The 19,483-nt window shown below is 57.7% G+C and carries 16 protein-coding genes; 4 read left to right on the top strand and 12 right to left on the bottom strand.

The annotated features are described in order from the left end of the window. The first annotated feature begins 7 nt into the window (after nt 1–7). The 4 genes from JAO77_RS05080 to JAO77_RS05095 all read left to right on the top strand — a co-directional run bounded on the left by JAO77_RS05080 (nt 8) and on the right by JAO77_RS05095 (nt 7,615). Nucleotides 8–889 carry a carbohydrate kinase family protein gene (locus JAO77_RS05080; protein ID WP_235998212.1) on the top strand — a complete coding sequence of 294 codons (882 nt, stop codon included), beginning with the start codon at nt 8–10 and terminating at the stop codon, nt 887–889. An 18-nt stretch (nt 890–907) separates the two neighbouring features. Further along, nucleotides 908–2,686, top strand: coding sequence for a glycoside hydrolase family 13 protein (locus tag JAO77_RS05085; protein ID WP_198989207.1), 1,779 nt, complete (start codon nt 908–910; stop codon nt 2,684–2,686). A 290-nt stretch (nt 2,687–2,976) separates the two neighbouring features. Further along, complete coding sequence (locus JAO77_RS05090) at nt 2,977–6,021, top strand: SusC/RagA family TonB-linked outer membrane protein (protein ID WP_198989208.1); 3,045 nt, start codon at nt 2,977–2,979, stop codon at nt 6,019–6,021. Between the two features lie 25 nt (nt 6,022–6,046). Next, a complete protein-coding gene (locus JAO77_RS05095; protein ID WP_198989209.1) occupies nt 6,047–7,615 on the top strand; it encodes a RagB/SusD family nutrient uptake outer membrane protein in 1,569 nt (522 codons plus the stop codon). 87 nt (nt 7,616–7,702) lie between these two features. On the opposite strand, the gene JAO77_RS05100 is transcribed toward JAO77_RS05095, so the two are convergent. From JAO77_RS05100 to JAO77_RS05155, 12 genes are all read right to left on the bottom strand, one after another. Further along, a complete protein-coding gene (locus JAO77_RS05100; RefSeq protein ID WP_144849431.1) occupies nt 7,703–8,476 on the bottom strand; it encodes a 3-keto-disaccharide hydrolase in 774 nt (257 codons plus the stop codon). A 96-nt stretch (nt 8,477–8,572) separates the two neighbouring features. After that, on the bottom strand, nt 8,573–9,466 hold the full coding sequence (locus tag JAO77_RS05105; RefSeq protein ID WP_198989210.1) for a hydroxypyruvate isomerase family protein: 894 nt from the start codon (nt 9,464–9,466) through the stop codon (nt 8,573–8,575). Nucleotides 9,467–9,484: 18 nt separating this feature from the next. Next, a complete protein-coding gene (locus tag JAO77_RS05110; RefSeq protein WP_198989211.1) occupies nt 9,485–10,747 on the bottom strand; it encodes a nucleoside permease in 1,263 nt (420 codons plus the stop codon). A gap of 104 nt (nt 10,748–10,851) precedes the next feature. Continuing rightward, the gene (locus JAO77_RS05115; RefSeq protein WP_198989212.1) at nt 10,852–11,343 is read right to left on the bottom strand and encodes a c-type cytochrome; all 492 of its coding nucleotides are present in this window, start codon (nt 11,341–11,343) and stop codon (nt 10,852–10,854) included. Nucleotides 11,344–11,364: 21 nt separating this feature from the next. Beyond that, the gene (locus JAO77_RS05120) at nt 11,365–12,417 is read right to left on the bottom strand and encodes a sugar phosphate isomerase/epimerase family protein (RefSeq protein WP_198989213.1); all 1,053 of its coding nucleotides are present in this window, start codon (nt 12,415–12,417) and stop codon (nt 11,365–11,367) included. A gap of 9 nt (nt 12,418–12,426) precedes the next feature. After that, complete coding sequence (locus tag JAO77_RS05125; RefSeq protein ID WP_198989214.1) at nt 12,427–13,590, bottom strand: Gfo/Idh/MocA family protein; 1,164 nt, start codon at nt 13,588–13,590, stop codon at nt 12,427–12,429. A gap of 75 nt (nt 13,591–13,665) precedes the next feature. Continuing rightward, the gene (locus tag JAO77_RS05130) at nt 13,666–14,283 is read right to left on the bottom strand and encodes a gluconate 2-dehydrogenase subunit 3 family protein (RefSeq protein ID WP_233635947.1); all 618 of its coding nucleotides are present in this window, start codon (nt 14,281–14,283) and stop codon (nt 13,666–13,668) included. 20 nt (nt 14,284–14,303) lie between these two features. Further along, entirely contained in the window at nt 14,304–15,983 is a 1,680-nt protein-coding gene (locus JAO77_RS05135) for a GMC oxidoreductase (protein ID WP_198989215.1), read from the bottom strand. A gap of 77 nt (nt 15,984–16,060) precedes the next feature. Next, nucleotides 16,061–16,945: a sugar phosphate isomerase/epimerase family protein gene (locus tag JAO77_RS05140; RefSeq protein ID WP_198989216.1), complete on the bottom strand. Its 885-nt coding sequence runs from the start codon at nt 16,943–16,945 to the stop codon at nt 16,061–16,063. Between the two features lie 493 nt (nt 16,946–17,438). Then, nucleotides 17,439–17,648, bottom strand: a complete 210-nt coding sequence (locus tag JAO77_RS05145) for a heavy-metal-associated domain-containing protein (protein WP_198989217.1) — start codon at nt 17,646–17,648, stop codon at nt 17,439–17,441. A gap of 97 nt (nt 17,649–17,745) precedes the next feature. Continuing rightward, nucleotides 17,746–19,053 carry a fumarylacetoacetase gene (gene fahA / locus JAO77_RS05150; protein WP_198989218.1) on the bottom strand — a complete coding sequence of 436 codons (1,308 nt, stop codon included), beginning with the start codon at nt 19,051–19,053 and terminating at the stop codon, nt 17,746–17,748. Nucleotides 19,054–19,222: 169 nt separating this feature from the next. After that, nucleotides 19,223–19,450: a NifU family protein gene (locus JAO77_RS05155; protein ID WP_198989219.1), complete on the bottom strand. Its 228-nt coding sequence runs from the start codon at nt 19,448–19,450 to the stop codon at nt 19,223–19,225. Between the last annotated feature and the right edge of the window lie 33 nt (nt 19,451–19,483).

Genomic DNA, 19,483 nt, shown 5'->3' on the forward strand with positions numbered 1-19,483 from the left:
CCACCTCATGCCTATTGCCTGCTTCGGAGAAATGCTGTGGGACGTGCTGCCTAGTGGCCCTCAGCCCGGCGGCGCGCCCCTCAATGTGGCCGTGCACTTACACCAGTTTGGGCTGGTGTCACAGCTTATCAGTTGCGTGGGCCACGACGACCTAGGGGCCCAGTTAGTAGCATTTGTAGAAGGCAAAGGCCTAAGTACCCACTATGTGCAGCGCGGCGAAACCCACCCGACTGGTGTGGTAGAGGCCAATGTAGGCGACCGCAACGAGGTTGTTTACAAAATAGTACAGCCCGTAGCTTGGGACTATATCCAGTACGAGCCCGCCCTAGGGGCACTGGTGGAGGCCACCGATGCCTTTGTGTTTGGCAGCCTGGCCGCCCGCAGCCCCACCACCCGCGAAACGCTGTACCGGCTACTGCCCGCCGCGCCCTTCAAGGTGTTTGATGTAAACCTGCGCGCCCCGCACTACTCGCGCGATGTGGTGACTTACCTGCTACGCCAGGCCAACCTTGTGAAGATGAACCACCACGAGCTGACCGAAATCATGGGGTGGTTTGGGGGCAGCCCCGCCGAAGAAACGGCCCTGCGCTGGCTAGCCGAGCACTTTCAGCTGCAAGCCGTGTGCGTGACCAAAGGCGCCGACGGGGCCGTGCTCTGGACCGGGCAGCAGCTCTACCACAGCGCCAGCCCCAGCGTGACCGTGCAGGATACTATTGGCAGCGGCGATGCCTTTTTGGCCGCGCTGCTCAAGGGCTGGCTGGCCGACCAAGCGCCGGCCGAGTGTCTGGCTTTTGCCTGCGCAGCGGGCTCGCTGGTAGCCACTTACCAAGGCGCTACCCCAGCCGTATCGTTGCCACAGGTCGAAGCGCTCCTGGCTGTTCATCAATAGATTATACTGCCCTAGGTAATGAAGAATAAGTACGCGATGCTAGGTGGATTGCTGGCCCTGACGGTGGCCTGCAATCAAACTTCAAAAACCGAAAGCGCCAATTCTCCGGCTGCGGCTAACAAGCCTGCTAGCACCGCTATGCTCAACAAAAAGCCGGGCTGGTGGAAGGAAACAGTGGTATACCAGCTCTACCCGCGCAGCTTCCAGGACAGCAACGGCGACGGGGTGGGGGACCTTAAAGGCATCATCCGGCGCCTCGACTACCTCAAAAGCATCGGCGTAGGTACAGTGTGGCTAAACCCCATCTACGCTTCGCCCAACGATGATAACGGCTACGACATCAGCGACTACCGCGCAATAATGCCGGAATTTGGCACCATGGCCGACTTCGACGCACTGCTCAAAGGCATGCATGCGCGCGGCATCAAACTGGTGATGGACCTGGTAGTGAACCACAGCAGCGACGAGCACGCCTGGTTCAAATCGGCGCGGGCCTCCCGCACCAGCCCCTACCGTGACTACTACTACTGGTGGCCCGCCGAAAAAGGCACGCCGCCGGCCCGCTTCAGCACCTTCGACGTAAAGCACGACGCCTGGCAGTACGACGCGCCCACCAAGAGCTACTACCTGCACTACTTCTCTAAAAAGCAGCCCGACCTGAACTGGAACAATCCTAAGCTGCGCCAGGAAGTGCATAATATCATGCGCTTCTGGCTCGATAAGGGCATCGACGGCTTTCGCATGGATGCCTTCCAATTTGTGGCTAAGGACCCCAGCTTTCCGCCCATACCCGGCGTCACACAGGCCACCTTTACCAATGCCTACAACCACGGCCCCCGCCTTCACGACTACCTAAAAGAGATAAACCAGGAGGTGCTGAGCAAGTACAACGTGATGAGCGTGGCCGAAGGCGCGGGCCGCAACACCACCGAAGCCATGCTCTTCGTGGACCCCGCCCGCAAGGAGCTCGATATGACGTATACCTTCGAAGGCACCGGCGTGGGCAGCGACGCTGACACTTACAAGCTCACAGACCTCAAGCGCGTGTTCACGCACTGGGACAGCGCCTTTGCCCAGAAAGGCTGGCAAGCCATTGACTTAGGCAACCACGACCAGCCCCGCATGGTGAGCAAGTTTGGCGACGACCGCCCGGCTTTCCGCGCCGCTTCGGCCAAGCTGCTCAATACCTTCCTGCTCACCATGCGCGGTACGCCCTACTGCTACAACGGCGATGAGCTGGGCATGACCAACAGCACTTTCAACGGCATAGCTGACTACCGCGACGTAGCCGCCCGCAACGCCTACCAGTTGCTGAAGCAGCAGGGCGGCAACGAGGCAGCGTTCTTCCACTCGCTCAAGCGTTTCTCGCGCGACAATAGCCGCACGCCTTTTCAGTGGGATGCCACCGCTAATGCCGGCTTCACTACCGGCACGCCCTGGCTAAAAGTCAACCCAAACTACGTGGCCATCAACCAGGCAGCCGAGGAGAATGACTCCAGCTCGGTGCTCCATCACTTTCGCCAGGCCATCGCGCTACGCAAAAACCACCCCGTACTGGTGTATGGGCAGTACCAGCTACTCGACGCGGCCAACCCGCACATTTACGCTTATACCCGCACCCAAGGCACCGAGAAAGTATTGGTCGTGCTTAATTTTTCATCGGCGCCGCGCACCTGGAGCCTGCCTACCGGCCTGAAACCAACTGGCACACCTTGGCTCAACAACTATTCAACACTAAAAATGGATGCTGGGCTAACGCTACAGCCCTGGCAAGCAGTGGTGGTTAAGCTGCAGTAAGCTAATTAGATGTAGTTGGTTTAGGATGTCGTTTTTAAGATTCAGCTAAATGTCAGGCCTTGCTACTAGCCAGAGGGCTAGCAAAAAAATAGACGGCTTAATTCAAGTATTTCCCAGCCAAGAGTAGCGAGGAAAAGCATCGCGACCTATACCTTTACCGCACTCACGCTCAACAAGTCAAGAATAGCCAGCTTCCCTAACATTTCCGGAAACGTTTTCCGAAATCGTTTGTGGTTGATTTGGCTCCCTTTGTAGTTGTTTCTGTTTTCCCACCCTTTCATATTTTACCCATGCGTAACACCAGTTACTCAAGTAATTATGCTTATGAGCAGCCGGCGCCCCGGTCCATTCTAAGCGGTAAACTGCTGCTCCTGTCTCTCTTCCTACCTATAGCGGGCTATGCACAAACTGCCCGCCAGGTATCGGGTAAGGTGCTCGATGGTACGGGCACTGCCTTGCCCGGCGTAACAGTCCTCGTGCCTGGCACTACCACCGGCACCAGCACCGGCGCCGATGGCGGCTTCCAGCTATCGGTGCCCGCCAATGCCACCAAGCTGTCATTCTCCTTTGTGGGCTATGGTACCCAGGTAGTTGACATCACTGGCAGAAATACGGTGAGCGTAACGCTGAAAGACGATGCCCAGGCCCTAGGCGATGTAGTAGTAGTAGGCTACGGCACCGTGCAAAAAAGCGACCTGACCGGTGCCGTAAGCACCGTAGGTACCAAGGAGTTTAACAAGGGTACTTTCACGTCACCCGACCAGCTTTTGCAAGGCCGTACGTCGGGCGTGCAGATAACCCAGAACAGTGGACAGCCCGGCGGTGCCTCTACCATTCGTATCCGGGGCAACTCAGCCGTGACGGGTACCGGCCAGCCGCTGTACGTAGTGGATGGGGTGCCGCTTGATGGCCGCTCGGCCCGCCCCGGCCTGAACACGAGCCTCGGGGATAGCCCCGATAGCAACCCGCTCAACTTCTTGAACCCCGCCGATATCGAGTCGCTGACGGTGCTCAAGGACGCCTCGGCTACAGCTATTTATGGCTCGCGGGCGGCCTATGGCGTGGTGCTTATCACCACGAAGCGCGGCAAAGCGGGCGAGCCCAAATTTGACTTTGGCGTGTCGGGCGGCTTCTCGAATATTATGCGCCGCATCAAAGTGCTGAATGCCGACCAATTTCGGCAGGCCCTGACCTACTACGGTGCCCCGGCAACCAACGACCTAGGGCAGAATAATGACCCGCTGGGAGCTATTCTGCAAACCGGCCCGCTGCAAAACTACACCGGGGCCGTAAGCGGCGGCGGTGAGAACGCGCGCTACCGTCTCTCGCTCGGCTACCTCGACCAAAAGGGTATCGTGAAGAAGACTGGCTTCCAGAAGTACACCGCCAACTTCGTGACCAACGCGAAGTTCTTGGAGAGCAAGCGCCTAGGTATCGATATTAATATCACGGCCAGCCAATCACGCGAGCAGCTGGCGCCTATTACCAATAACGGTGACTTCCGGGGTAGCCTCATTGGCCAGGCCTTACAGTGGAATCCCACCGATAGGCTTTACAACGACGATGGCAGCCCGTTTGTCCGTCAGGGCCAGGTTATCAACCCGGTAGCGCAGCAAGAATACTACAACGATAGGGCTCGGGTAACGACAGCGTTAGCTTCGATTTCGCCCTACTATAAGTTCAACGACTGGCTAGAGTATCGCGCACTGTTTGCCACCAACTACAGCACTGGTATCCGTCGCACGTCTATCGACCAGCGCCTCAATATCCAGGACTATCAGAACCTAGGCTACGCGGCCATCAGCACTACCGAGCTGCAAACGCAGCAGATGACGCACACGCTGAATTTCAACAAGAAGGTAGCAACCGACCTTAATCTAAATGCCCTGCTGGGTTACGAGTACACGAAGTTTAATTACTCGGGTACTGGCCTCAGCGGTCGCGGCCCGGCCAATGCCGACGGCACGCCCATTGGCTTTGGTACCTACGGCCTCGACTACACCAACTACCTCCAGTATTCCAACCCCTCGGGCCGCCTCATCTCGTCGTTTGTAGACCCCGTTACGGAACTGCAGTCGTTCTTTGGTCGCGCTATTCTTAACTACAAGGAGCGCTATTTGCTGACGGCCACCCTGCGTGCCGACGGTAGCACCAAGTTTGGTGAAAACAACAAGTACGGCTACTTCCCGTCGGTTTCGGCGGCCTGGGATATCAGCCAGGAGAACTTCCTGAAGTCGAAGTATGAAAGCCTCAACCAGCTAAAGCTGCGTGTAGGCTATGGCCGCACTGGTAACCAAGAGTTTCCGGCTGGCTCGGCCCGGAGCCAGTTTGTATTCCAGGCCAACAATGGAGGCCTCGTGCAGACGACCAACGCCAACCCCAACCTGAAGTGGCAGTCGGACGAGCAGTACAATGCCGGCCTCGATGTGGCTTTGTTCAACAACCGCGTGACGCTGTCGGCCGACTACTTCTACAAGCGTACTACCGACCTGCTCTACCCCAACATCCCGGGCTTCCCGGCTGCCCCCGGTGGTAGCAGCGTTATCTGGCAGAACCTCAACGGTGTCATTGTTAACAAAGGGGTAGAACTGCTCCTAGGTGTTACGGCCGTTGATAATGCGCGTGTCGGGGTAAGCTTTAATGCCAACGCCACCTTCGTGAAGAACAACGTGACGGGCCTGCCCAACGCGCTTATCATCCAGACGGGCACGCTCAGCGGGCAGGGTCTCTCGGGCGTACTGGCCGAAACCATCCAAAATGGCCAGCCTCTGAACGGCTTCTTCCTGCCTACTTACAACGGCCTCAACCCCAGCACTGGCCTCTACAACGATTTTACTCCAGCCAGTTACGCGGGCAATCCCAACCCCACTGCTATTGCCGGTCTTAGCGCCACGTTCCGTTACAGCAAGCTGTCGTTGATTACAAACTTCAACGGGATTTTTGGCAACAAAATTTACAACAACACTTTCAACAGTGTGCTGAACGTGAGCCAGATTCGGGCTGGCAAGAATATCGCCCTCAGCGAGTACGAAGGCGGTGTAAAGGAGTCGCTGGCTAACGCCGTAACCCCCTCCACGCGCTTCCTGGAAAGCGGCAATTTTGTGAAGCTCTCCAACGTGACGCTTTCCTACGCCCTAGGTGACATCGGCAAGGTATTTAAGGGCGCGAGCATCTACGCCATCGGCCAGAACCTGTTCGTTATCACCAAGTATCGCGGCTTTGACCCTGAGGTGAATACCAACAAGTCGTCGGGAGTAGTGCCTTCGGCTGGTATCGACTACACTGGCTATCCGTCGGCCCGCACCTTCACCTTCGGCGTCAACTTCTCTCTATAATTCCCACCCACTGCTACCTATTTATATGAAAAAGATACTCAGCGCGGCGGCCATGCTGGCCTTCCTGCAACTAGCTGATAGCTGCAAGATTAATGAGGAGTTTCAGGCTGGCCTGACGCCAGACCAGATTACAGCAGGCAATGCGTCGTCGTTGCTTGATGGGGCTTATAACGCCATGCGCAGCCCGTTCCAAGGGGCCACCCAGATATTTGCTATGTCGGAAGTAACGACCGACGAGCGCATTATGCCTACCCGGGCAGGCGACTGGGACGACAATGGCAAGTGGCGGGCACTGCACCTGCACAACTGGGACGCCAACCATCCCGAAGTGCGCGACGCCTTTGCCAACCTAGGGGGCGTCATCTTCGCGGCTACCGACGTGCTGCGGCCCGAGTTTGGGGCCACTACGCAGCAGCAGGCCGAAGCCCGCTTCATCCGTGCCTTCGCCACTTACTGGACGATGGACCTTTACAACCAAGTGCCTTACCGCGAGCCCGGCGAACTGGTAGCTAATAATGCTAAGGTGCGCAAGGGAACGGAGGCACTCGACTACGTTATCAGCGAAGTGACAGCCGTAATCGGCAACTTGCCCGATGCGCCGGCCTACCGGGCCAACAAGGACGCCGCCCGCTGCCTGCTCATGAAGTGCTACCTCAACCGCGGGGTGTATACCAATCGGCAAACTCCCACGTTTGCGGCGGCTGACATGAATCAGGTAATTACGCTGGCTGACCAGATTATCAATAGCGGCCGCTACCGGTTTGCCACCAACTACTTCGACAACTTTGCTCCGGCTAACACGACTATTGGCACGGAAAATATTTTTACCGAGCTCAATATTGGGGGTGTGAGCAGCGGCGCACAGTATGATTTGTGGCGCTTTATCTCGCACTACAACATGACGCCGACGGGCTACAATGGACCCTGCGCCCTGCCGAGCTTCTACGATACGTTTGGAGCTAATGATATTCGGCGCGGCACGGTGTACGACTACACCAACGGCCCTACCAACCGCTTCCGGCACCAGAACGTAGGCTTTCTGGTAGGCCAGCAGTACGACTTGACGAGCAGCACCGACACGCCACTAAAAGACCGCACCGGCGCGCCGCTAGCCTTCACGCGCGAAGTACGCCTGATTGAAACCGGCTCTAACCTGGAAGTGACTGGTATCCGGCCGATGAAGTACCCACCCGATTTCACGAACAACCCGGCTGGTACCACGGACAACGACATGGTGCACTTCCGCCTGCCCGACGTGCTCTTGATGAAAGCTGAAGCCATCTTGCGCGGTGGCACCGCTACCTCGGCTGGCTCCTACGGCAGCACGCCCACGGCACTGGTCAACTCTATTCGCACGCACTCATCGCGCAATGCTGGCGCCCTCGCCAACGTAGACCTGCCCACGCTCTACGCCGAGCGTGGCCGCGAGCTATACCTAGAAAACTGGCGCCGCCAGGACATGGTGCGCTTCGGTACCTACCTAGGGCCGATTGAGCAGGGCCCCACGAGCAGCGACCCTAAGTACCTCATTTTCCCTATTCCGAATCAGCAGTTGGCGGTAAACCCCAACCTGACGCAGAACCCCGGCTACTAGTAATATAGTAGCCACTAAAAAGCCCGCCTGCTACAGTAGCAGGCGGGCTTTTTGTTGCTTAGGTACCTAGGTAATCAGAAGGAGAACCTAGGGACGGGCTTCTAGCTCGCGTATCCAGATGTTGCGGAAGCTATTGGGCTCGCTCTTGTCACCGTGCGACTGCAGCTTGATTGGCGAGGCGCCATGGGCCTGCCGGTAGGCAGCCGGGCCGATGTACTGCGTGGGGCCAGCCAGCTCCACGTTATTTTGCACCACGATGCCGTTGAAGATGACAGTAACGCGGGCTGGCGTGGCCACTGTGCCATCAGCCTTGAAAGTGGGGGCTAGCCAAATCACGTCGTAGCTCTGCCACTCGCCGGGCTTGCGGCAGGGGTTGGCCAGCGGCACGCGCTGCTTGTAAATGCTGCCTGCCATGCCGTTCACGTAAGTCTTGTTGTTGTACGAGTCCAAAATCTGCAACTCATACCCTAGGTCGCCCTTGCCCAGCGAGGCCAGGAAAAGGCCGCTGTTGCCGCGGGCCTGCCCCGTGCCGGTGATGTTGGCCGGTACACGCCACTCTAGGTGCAGCTGGTAGTTGGTGAAGGATTGCTTGGTTTCGATGTTGCCGGTGGTTTTGTCTACCGTAAACATCCCGCCACCTACCTTCCACTTGGCAGGCGTGTTGCGGTCTTCGGTCATCACCCATTGGCTGAGGTCCTTGCCATTGAATAGCACAATCGCATCGGCGGGCGGTGGGGCCAGGTTGGGGGTGGCGGCTACTACCTTGGGCACCGGCTCGTACACTTCGGTGTCCTCGGGTTTGCCTTGCGCGTAGGCTGCGACACTGACTAGCAGCGCGGCAGGAAGAAAGAGATGTTTCATAAGGCTAAAGAATGGGGGATAAGGAAAAAGCCTGGGCCCGGCACAGTGCCCAGCCCAGGCTGAGAAGAAACTTGTCCTAGATGGGCGCCTGCCCGCTTACACGTCGCAGAGGCGCACGGCCTGCCGCAATGAAGCCAGCTTGTCGGTTTGCTTAGGTATGAATTCCTGCGCCACATAACCCTGAAAGCCGGTGGCTTTAATGGCCCGCATGATAGCGGGGTAGTTCAGCTCCTGGTTGTCATCGAGCTCATGGCGGCCGGGCACGCCAGCCGTGTGGTAGTGCGCGATGTAGGCGTGGTTGTCGGTGATATTGCGGATAACGTCGCCCTCATCAATTTGCATGTGGTAGATGTCGTAGAGCAGTTTGAAATGCTCAGACCCTAGGCGCTTGGCCAGGGCTACGCCCCAGCTGGTGCGGTCGGCCTGGTAGTCGTGGTGGTCAATTTTGCTGTTTAGCAGCTCCATCACTAGCACCACTTTATGCTTGGCCGCCAATTCTACCATCGGCTGCAAGCCTTTCACGGCGTTGGTCAGGCCTACCTCGTCCGTCATGCCGCGGCGGCTGCCGCTAAAGCAAATCAGGTTGGTGTAGCCGGCCGCGGCCACTTTCGGAATCATGGCCGAATACTGCTTGTGCAGCTGGGCATGAAAGCGCGGGTCGTTGAAGCCGTCGGTGAGGTTAATCTCTGCGCCGTTGCACATGGGCGAGTCGAGGCCGTGCTTCTTGAGCGTAGCCCAATCATTTGGCCCTACCAAGTCGATGCCTTTAATGCCCATTTCTTTAGCCTTCACGCACAGGTCGTCGAGCGACAGGTCCTGAAAGCACCAGCGGCACACCGATTGCTTGATGTTGTTGAGCATTGGCGTAGTCTCCGCCTCGGCAGTTTGGGCAGTTTCCATGGAGTAAGCGCTGGTTGTGCCCAGCGCACCTAGGGTAGCAGTAGTAGTGAGCAAGCCCTTGAGGGCCGTCCGGCGATTCAGGTTTTTCATATGGTTAACAAGTAACGACTAGCCGGGCGCCACAGTAGAAGTCTCGCCATATGCCACCGGAGCTTCGCTCGAGTTGGTGGCCCCGGCCCCGCTACGCTCGCGGAAGAATAGCAAGAAGAGTACCAACACTACCGCCGCGATGCCAGCCGGAATCAGCCAAATCATGCGCCAGTCGTGGGAGTCGCTGCCCAGGGTGTATTTATCGAAAATATCACCCGACAGCAGCGTGCCAATGAGCATGCCCACCCCGTAGGTAGCCAGCGTGATAAAGCCCTGAGCCGAGCTCTTGAAGCGTTCGCCAGCTAGGTTGTCGGTATAAATCTGGCCCGTTACGAAGAAGAAATCGTAGCATACGCCGTGCAGTACGATGCCTGCAATCAGCATCCAGTAGTTGCTGTCGCCGTTGCCATAGGCAAAAAAGATGTAGCGCAGCACCCAAGCCCCCATACCGATGGCCAGCATTTTCTTTACCCCTAGCTTGCTGAAAAACAGTGGAATGGCCAGCATGAATAGTAGCTCCGATACCTGGCCCATGCTCTGGATGGCGGCGGCACCCTTCATGCCCACTTCGTTGAGGAAGGGGTTGGTGAAGCCATAGTAGAAGGCCAGCGGAATGCAGATGGCGATGGAGGCCAGGAAGAAAATCAGATAGGAGCGATTCTTCAGCAGGCCGATAGCCTCTAGACCCAGCAGGTCGCCTATCGAACTCGACTGCCCACTCTTAACGGGCGGCGTGGCGGGCAGCGTGAAGCTAAATACCCCTAGGAGCGCGGCGGCACCAGCCGCCATCAGGAAGGTAGCCTGCAAGCTATTGGTTTGCTCCCAGTTGAGCCAACCAATGGTGAGGCCCGCTACAATCCAGCCCAGCGTGCCGAGCACCCGCACCTGGGCAAACTCCTTCTGCGGGTTCTGCATTTGCCGGAAAGCGATGGAATTCACCAGCGCTAGCGTGGGCATATACAGCACCATGTAAGTCAGAATGTTGGGGTAGAAGCTATTGAAGTCGGGCGCCGACGAAGCGCGCCACAGCAGCAGCGCGCCAGCCAGGTGCAGCACCCCCAAGATTTTCTGGGCCGAGAAGTACCGGTCGGCAATCAGCCCCACGATAAACGGCGCCACGATGGCCCCGATAGACTGCGTAAGAAAAGCTACCCCCACTTGCGTGCCCGACGCGTTCAGGTTGTGCAACAAGTACGTTCCGAGGGTTACAAACCACGCGCCCCAGATGAAAAACTCTAGGAACATCATCAAGGACAGCTTAATCCGAATAGCAGTAGACATGGGTGGGGAGGAATTTTTAATTAAAAATTAAAAACTAAGAATCAGAAACCAGGAGTAGGGAGAGAGCCACTAGTCCTAATTTCTGATCCCTAATTCTCAATTACTTATTTGAGGCTCAGTACGTAGCGTACCATTTCCTTGGCGTCGCTTTCCGACAGGCCGGGGTGCGGAGTCATGGCAATATCGCCCCAGTGGCCCGCGCCGCCATTGATGATGTGCTGGCTTAGCATCGCAATGTTAGCCGGGGTTTCGGGGTATTTCTTGGCTACATCGCGGTAGGCTGGGCCAATGAGTTTCTCCCCCTCGCGGTGGCAGCTGCCGCAGTCGGAGGCGGCTACCAGCTGCGCGCCCTTGCCGGCGGGCTTGCCCACGGGTGAGGTGCCAATCTTAGAGGAGTTGGTATCAACCTGTGGCTGGTGAGCCACGGCCGCCAGCTTCACGTTGGCGGCGCTATCCTGGTTTAGCGGGGTGGCCTTAGCCTCGGGGTCGTCTTGGCTGTTAGCGCGCTCGGTGGCGGTCATCTCCTTCTTTTCAGGAGTAGAGGTGCAGGCCGCTAGCCCGGCGAGGCAACCTACTAGTAGCAATACTTTTTTCATGATGGAGAAATGCAGAGAGAATTAGAGACCTAGGAGCTTGCGGTTCGACGCTTCCGTGCTGCCCGAAGCAACGAAGTCGTCGAAGGCGTGGTCGGTGACGTGGATGATGTGGTTTTTGATGAATTGGGCGCCTTCGCGAGCGCCGTCGGCGGAGTTTTTGAGGGCGCATTCCCACTCTAGCACGGCCCAGCCGGGGAAGTCGTACTGCGCCATCTTGCTGAAAATGGCCTTGAAATCGACCTGCCCGTCGCCCAGCGAGCGGAAGCGCCCGGCCCGGTTGAGCCACGACTCGTAGCCACCGTACACGCCCTGCCGGCCCGTGGGATTGAACTCGGCATCCTTGACGTGGAACATCTTAATGCGCTCGTGGTAGATGTCGATGTGCTCCAAGTAGTCTAGGCACTGTAGCACGTAGTGCGAGGGGTCGTAGAGCAGGCAGGCGCGCGGGTGGTCATTGACCTCGGTCAAAAACCGCTCGTAGCTGATACCGTCGTGCAGGTCCTCGCCGGCATGCAGCTCGTAGCAAAGGTCTATGCCGTTGGCATCGAACTTATCGAGAATAGGCCGCCAGCGGCGACCTAGCTCAGCAAAGCCCTCCTCAACCAGGCCGGCTGGGCGCTGGGGCCAGGGGTAGAGGTAGGGCCATAGCAGCGCCCCGCTAAACGTAACGTGTGCCGTGAGGCCTAGTCGCCGCGAGGCCTTGGCCGCGTACTCCAACTGCTGCACGGCCCACTGCTGCCGGGCATGCGGGTTGCCCCGAAGCGCCTCGGGTGCGAAGCCATCGAACAGCGTATCGTACACGGGGTTCACGGCTACGAGCTGGCCTTGTAGGTGGGTCGAGAGCTCGGTGATTTCCAAGCCTGCAGCCTGCACTTTGCCTTTCAGCTCATCGGCGTAGGTCTGGCTTTCGGCGGCCAGCTTCAGGTCGATAAAGCGACTGTCGAGGGTGGGTAGCTGCACGCCCTTGTAGCCTAGGTCCGCGGCCCAGGCGCAAATGCTCTCTAGGCTGTTAAACGGTGCTTCATCCCCAATAAACTGGGCCAGAAAAATAGCGGGTCCTTTGATAGTCTTCATACGAGGCGGCTACACGGTAAAGTCGGTCCACTTCTGGTCGGAGCGGCCCGAGGCGATGACATTTTCAATGAAGGCCATGCCACGCACGCCCTCCTCGATGCTGGGGTAATCCAGCGCTTCGGGCGAGGCGGGCTGGCCAGCCTGCTCAGCTTGCAGGGTGAGGGCAAAGTTGCGGTAGAGGTTGGCGAAGGCCTCTAGGTAGCCTTCGGGGTGCCCGGCGGGCGTGCGGGTGTTGTGGTTGGCGTAAGAGCCTACCGACGGGCCGCCCGTGCGCCAAATTTCGGTGGGCCGGTCGAGCCACTTTACCAGCAAGGTGTTGGCATCGGCTTGCATCCAGTCGAGCCCGCCCTTTTCGCCGTAGACGCGAATGCGCACGTTATTTTCTTCCCCAGCAGCTACTTGCGTGGCTACCAGTACGCCGCTGGCCCCGTCGCTGAGGCGCAGCAATACGGCGCCATCGTCGTCGAGCCGGCGGCCTTCCACTACCGTGTTGATGTCGGCGCAAAGCTTCTCTACGCGCAGGCCGCTCACGTACTCCAGCAGGTTGAAGGCGTGGGTACCAATGTCGCCCATAGCGCCCGCTATGCCGCTCTTAGTCGGGTCGGTGCGCCAAGCAGCTTGCTTGTTTTCGCCACCTTCCTCAAACTTGCTGAGCCAGCCCTGCGGATACTCCACATACACCTTGCGAATGCGCCCTAGGGTGCCCTGTGCCACTAGTTGGCGGGCCTCCTTTACCATGGGGTAGCCGGTGTAGGTGTGCGTGAGGCATAGGCGACGGCCGGTGGTAGCCACCACAGCGGCCAAATCTTTAGCCTCGGCCAGCGAGAACGTCATGGGCTTATCGAGCACCACGTCGAAGCCACTTTCAAGCGCCAGCTTGGCCGGAGCAAAGTGCAGATGGTTGGGCGTCACGATGCTGATAACCTGCACCCGCTCGGCCTCGGGCCGCGCTTTTTCCTGCCCAATCAGGTCCTCGTAAGAGCCATACACGCGGTCGGGCGCTAGGCCCAGCAGTTGCCCGGTGGCGCGCGAGGTATCGGGGTTACTACTAAAGGCGCCGGCCACTAGCTCGTATTGCCCGTCGAGGGCCGCCGCCAAGCGGTGGACTGCGCCGATAAAGGCACCCTGCCCACCGCCAATCATACCTAGGCGTAGTTTTGTTGTATTAGCCATTCGCTGTTAACTACTGGCTGCTAGCTGCTTGGCCGAAAGCTAGGAGCTAACAGCCAGCAGCTAGCAGCTCAGGATTTAGGTAGTAGCCCAGGCGCGGTCGCCTTTTTTGTAGGGCACGTTGCCGTCATATTTGCCCGGCACTGGCAGGTAGCGTAGCACTTGCGTGGCACCCACCTCCGACGTGAAGAAGCCCAGTAGTGTCAGCTCTTTCATCATCCGGAAGTAGTGATTGGGCTGCTCCGGCGTTTTGGTTTTGCCGTAGTTTTTCTGCTCGGTATCGAGCGCCGTGAGTAGGGCGGTGCGCTGGGCTGGAGTGCTCTCCAAGAAGCCTTTGCTGTTCTGCTTTTTGCTAGCCTCCTCCAGCTTGGTCATGCCGTCCATGAAGATTTTTTGGTCTTCTGGCGTGTAGCAGTCGCGCACCATCACGGCCATGAAAGAGCCTACGTTGGCCGCCTTGGCACCCGGCGTTTTGGTGGCGGGCAAGATGGTGTCGGCCACTTCGGTGAGGTAAGCAGTTTGCTCGGGCGTTAGGATATCCTTAGGCTTGGCATTGGCCGTAGCCTGGTCCTTCATGTCACCTCCTTGCTTGTCGGAGCTGGCAGGGCTGCACCCGGTCAGGAAATAATCGCCCCCAATTACGGCGCCGCCCATCAGCAGGGCTACCCGGGCCAGGGCATCTCTTCGGTTCATCATGGCTAAGTAACTTGAGGGGGTTAGACGTTTTGCTTTTTCAATTCACCCACAGCGTGGTCCACAGCGCGAGCCGTGAGGGCCAAGTAGGTGAGCGAGGGGTTTTGGCAGCCGGCCGAGGTCATGGCGGCGCCGTCGGTCACGTACACGTTGGGCGCATCCCACACCTGGTTGTTGGCGTTCAACACCGAGGTCTTGGGGTCGCGGCCCATGCGGGCGGTACCCATTTCGTGAATGCCACCACCCATCGAGTACGGGTTGTTGTAGGTCTTCACGTTTTGCAGGCCAGCGGCTTCGAGCATTTCCTTGGCATCGGCCATCATGTCGATGCGCATTTTCAGCTCGTTGTCGCGGATGGTAGCGTCCATGGCTAGCACCGGCAAGCCCCACTTGTCCTTCTTGTCTTTGTCCAAGAAAATGCGGTTGTCGTGGTAGGGGAGGGTTTCACCAAAGCCCGTGATGCCCATGGTCCAGCCGCCTGGTTCGCTAAGGGCGTCTTTGAGGTCGCCGCCAATGCTCATTTCAGCAATATCGCGGCTCCAGCCCTGGCGCCCGGCACTGCCCTGGTAGCCAAAGCCCCGGATGTAGTCGCGCTTGTCGCCGCCGATGTTGCGGAAGCGTGGGATGTAGATACCGTTGGCGCGGCGGCCATACACGTATTTGTCTTCGTAGCCGGGCATTTCGCCGCTGGCACCAGCCCGGAAGTGATGGTCCATCACGTTGTGGCCCAGTTCGCCGCTGCTGCTACCTAGGCCGCCGGGCCACACGTCAGTGGCCGAGTTCATGAGTACCCAAGCCGAGTTGAGGGCCGAGGCGTTCAAGAAGATAACCTTGGCGAAGTACTCGTAGGTTTTGTTTGTTTCAGCGTCCAGAATTTCTACGCCTTTGGCCCGCTTGGTGTCCTTGTCGTAGATAATCTTGGTAACGATAGAGAACGGCCGCAGCGTGAGGTTGCCGGTAGCCATAGCCGCGGGCAGCGTGGCCGACTGCGTGCTGAAGTAGGCGCCAAACGGGCAGCCCAGCCAGCACTTGTTGCGGTACTGGCAGTTTACGCGGTTGTGGTGAGGCTTGGTGATATTGGCCGTGCGACCAATAATCATGTGGCGCTGCTCCTTGTAGTGCTTCTTGATGCGGGCAGCCACATCCTTTTCCACCACGTTCATTTCCATGGCCGGCATGTAGTCGCCGTCGGGCAGGTGCGGAATGCCATCGCGGTTGCCGCTGATGCCCGCAAACTTCTCGGCGTGGCTGTACCAGGGCGCCATTTCTTTGTAGCGAATGGGCCAGTCCACGGCTACGCCGTCCTTCAGGTTGGCCTCAAAGTCGAGGTCGCTGAGGCGGTAGCTTTGGCGGCCCCACATCAGCGAGCGCCCGCCCACGTGGTAGCCCCGAAACCAGTCGAAGGGCTTTACCTCCACGTAGGGGCTTTCCTTTTCATTTACCCAGTAGCTGAGGTTCGTCTCGTTAAGCGTATAGTCACGCTTCAGCACCGGATAGTCTTCCATCATCTGCTGCGTCTTGCCGCCGCGGTGGGGAAATTCCCACGGCGCTTTGTTGGCGTTCACATAGTCTTTGATGTGCTCTATGTTACGGCCCCTCTCCAGCATGATGGTTTTCAAGCCCTTCTCGGTCAGCTCTTTGGCAGCCATGCCGCCCGAGATGCCAGAGCCAATGACGATGGCGTCATAGGTGTACTTTTCCATTGAAAAATTGGGTGAGAATAGATGAGTAATTAGTAGACAATGAAGAATGCTTAAACCTTTAAGCACTGTGCATATAATTACACTAGTGCACGTTTGATGTAGGAAATGCTTTGCTTGATGCTGTCGAAGGGCGAGCCGGGCGTTTGGTCCTGCTCTACAAAGAAATACTGCATGCCGGCCAGTGGAGCCTGGGCAAAGATGCGCTTGAAATTAATCGAACCGTTGCCTACTTCCGTGAAGTTCCGCGCGGCCGTCTTATCCATGTCTTTCACATGCCAGAGAGGGAAGCGACCAGGATGTTTTTTAAATAAGGCTATTGGGTCTTGACCTGCTTTGGTGGCCCAATATAGGTCGAGCTCCATCTTTAACAAATTTTTGTCGGTCTGGCTCAGTAGCAAGTCGTAGGGCATTTGGCCGTCCTGCGCCTGAAACTCAAAGTCGTGGTTGTGATAGCAGAGTTGCATGCCTGCCTTTTTGCAGCGCTCGCCAGCTTTGTTCAGGTACTCTGCTATTTGCTTATAGTGGTCGAGGTTGCCGCGCTCGCTGTCCATGAGGTAGGCGCACACCATGTACTTCACGCCCGCCTGAGCTGCATCGTCCACGGCCTTGTCCCAGCCGTGCAGAATGGTGCCCTGGATGGGTTGCCCATTGTACTGCGCCTCGCCCAATATGTAGTGGCTGCTCGGCATGATAAGGCCATGCTGCTGCAACACCTTAGCAAAAGCCGCCGGCTCCATGCCGTAAAACTTCTGCGTGCCCGTATAAGAAGCGCCTTCTACCGAGTTGTAGCCCAGTTGGGCTATTTTGGCCAGCGTGCCGGTAGGGTCTTGCTGCATTGCCTCACGCACAGTAAAGAGTTGCAAGCCAATGTACTGCTTAGAAGCCGCAAAGAGGCTGGGGCTAGCAAGCACGCCAGCTGAGAGCAGCGCAGCTGACTTGACGAACGCACGTCGGGTGGTCATGGAAGAGGGTGGGCTAGGTGGAAGAGCGGCGCGGAAGCAAGCAGCCCGTGGGGAATAGTAGCAAGGTTGTACTCACTGTGTATTTCCTCTTCGGTTTGATATAACGACCGGATAAGCACGCTAAATGTAGGGCTCAGGCAACAATCTTGTGCACGGTAGCTGCTACCTGATTTTCTAGGTTATTAGCTCGGCATGTGGCTACTACTATAGGTGAAAATGCCAAGCCTGGCTTTATATTTTTGATTTATAGGTAATTATATTTGGGAAAGACAATCGAAATCGATTGCGATATTAAGTGAAGCGTAGATAAGGCCGCTCGCAAAAGAAAATTTGTTTTAAAAAATGATAGAATACTTCTGTTGTACAGGGATGAATAGGACAAGCTTACCATAAAAAAAATAAGCTGAAGCATTGCCGCAGCGCTACTTAGGGTAGGGCGCGGCAATGCTTCAGCTTATGGGATGGGTAGGCTAAAAATAGCCCCCTAGGTGGGCTAGGCCAGAGGTTGAGCCTCGAAGCCGGCTTCCTCTACCAAGGCTACTACTTGAGCAGCGGGCAGCTCGGTGGTCACGGTTAAAAGCTTGTCGGGGGTAGTAGTGTCCACCTGCCACGCCGTAATGGCGGGCTCAGCATTGAGGGTGGGCGTGATGGCGCGCAGGCAATTGGCGCAGTTGATGGTGGTTTTGAAACGTTGGGTAGCCATACGAAAGCAAGGTTAGCTGACTTTTACTAGTTAAAAAGCAACATTTCTGAAACACGTAACCCCGCTATTTTGTGCGAACCGACATAAAGGTGCTTCCCTAGGTAGTGGTAGGCAGCACCGTGCCGCTCACTTCGCCTAGGCCAATGCGCAGACCGTTTTTTTCGGCGTAGCCTCGCACAATTACCGTATCGCCGTCGCGCAAGTAGCCTAGGTGCAAGTCGTTGGGTAGGCTGAGCGGCTGCGTACCGCCTTGGGTAAGCTCTAGCAGGCTACCCAGCGCGCCGGAAGTAGGGCCGCTGCTAGCGCCTGAGGCGCAAAGGTCGCCAGCTTCTAGGGCAGTGCCGTTGGCGGTGAGCTGCGCGAGCTGTTGGGCCATGCTCCAATAGTTGGTGCTAGTACTGGTGTGGCTCAGTACCAGCGGCGCCACGGTAGAGCCAGTGGGTTTGAATAACAATTCGAGGTGTAAGTCGAAGTGCTGCTCGCCCGAGGCCTGCAAGTAGGGCAGAGGCTCGGGCTGCTGCGCGGGGCCAGCCACCCGAAAGGGCTCCAGCGCATCAAGCGTCACAACCCAGGGTGATACACTGCTGGCAACATGCATCTGGGCCAATGAACCTAGGGCCAGCGCCTGCCAGCGCTGCAAGTCACGCGCGTGCCACTCATTGCACAACAAAATACCAAAAATGTGGCTTTCGGCCTGCGCTACGGGCACTGTAGTGCCAGGCGCAGTAGTCTGGCCTACCACAAAGGCGGTTTCGAGCGAAACATCTAACTGCTGAGTAGGACCAAAAACTGGCTCGGTTTGGTCTGCTGGCACGTGCAGGCCGCTGGGCCGCCGGATAGCAGTATCACTCACTACCACCGAGCTAGCGCGGCTGCTATAGGCAAGGGGTTGGTGATGCCAGTGAGTACTTAGGGAGCTAACACCACCTAGGAGCTGAGCTACGTTGAGGGCGTGAGTGCGGCTGGCCTCAAAGCACGTAACATTGGTGGGCTTTACAGGGCGCAACATCGTTACGTCGCGCTGGCGCAGCAGGCAAGTGCGCACCGCCAGCTCATTGTCGCGCAGGGTAGGGTTGTCGTGGCGCAGCAATTCGCTCACGCGCTCGCGCACAGCCCGCCAGGCGACCGGGCCAAGCTTTAAAAAGGCATTGAGCGACCGCCGACGAAATACCTTAGGCAACGCCGCCCCTAGCTCTGGCACGTCTTCGGCCACGCTGTCGAAGTAGCCCAACTGCGCGCAAGCGTACAAATCTAGCGCGTAGCCGCCGATGGCCACTGCCAGGCGCGGGCCCCAGTCGGGCACGTCTATTACCCCAAAAGGCAGATTTTGAATTGGAAAGTCGTCGGTGGGCCGGATATCAATCCAGGAGTGCAGGCTGGGGTCGTTGGCGGGCGAGGCGGGCATGGAAGCAAAAAAGCGGACGGGCGTATCCGTAAAAAAACGTCTGTCATGCTGGGCTTGCGAAGCAGCTTACTAGGTCAGAATGATTAATTCAACCTTGGTAAACCGCTTCGTCAGCCTAGCATGACAGACGTGTAACGTAAATCAGCCTTAAGTGGTCTAGCCGCTTAGCTTAGCGAGCCTCGACGGCCGTAATCTCGGGCACGGCTTTGCGCACCGTGTCTTCTAGGCCGGCGCGGGTCATGGGCGACATAGGGCAGGCGCCGCAGGCACCTTCCCACTCCAGCTTCAGCACGCCGTCGGGGGTAATCTCGGCCACGCGCACGTTGCCGCCGTCGGTGGCTAGGTAGGGGCGCAAGCCGTCCAGAGCTTGCTCGACGCGGGACAAAAGAGTATCCATATTCGGGTAATTAGCAATTAACAATGAGCAATG

This window comes from Hymenobacter sp. BT559, from assembly GCF_016427535.1.
Taxonomy (GTDB): domain Bacteria; phylum Bacteroidota; class Bacteroidia; order Cytophagales; family Hymenobacteraceae; genus Hymenobacter.